This window comes from Paraburkholderia sediminicola (assembly GCF_046026895.1).
Taxonomy (GTDB): Bacteria; Pseudomonadota; Gammaproteobacteria; order Burkholderiales; family Burkholderiaceae; genus Paraburkholderia; species Paraburkholderia sediminicola_C.
The window spans coordinates 1-278 of the sequence record NZ_JAQQEU010000315.1 but is presented as its reverse complement, the minus strand read 5'-3'; the positions used below and the strand labels follow the sequence as shown (position 1 = coordinate 278).

The 278-nt window shown below is 66.2% G+C and carries 1 protein-coding gene; it reads left to right on the top strand.

Annotated features, from left to right (window positions below):
* Window positions 1-278, top strand: a 278-nt coding sequence (locus PQR02_RS40925; RefSeq protein WP_408243467.1) for a hypothetical protein, incomplete at both ends; no start/stop codon positions are given.

Here is a 278-nt window from a genome sequence, read left to right as displayed (position 1 = left end):
CAAGGCTCGACGATGGTGATGGGCATCGCCAACCTCGCGATGGCGACCGGCAACGTCGGCCGCGAAGGCGTCGGCGTGAATCCGCTGCGCGGCCAGAACAACGTGCAGGGTTCGTGCGACATGGGCTCGTTCCCGCACGAACTGCCGGGCTACCGCCATATCAGCGACACGCTCACGCGCACGCTGTTCGAAGAGGCGTGGAACGTCACGCTGCAGCCGGAACCCGGCCTGCGCATTCCGAACATGTTCGACGCCGCGGTGCATGGCACCTTCAAGGG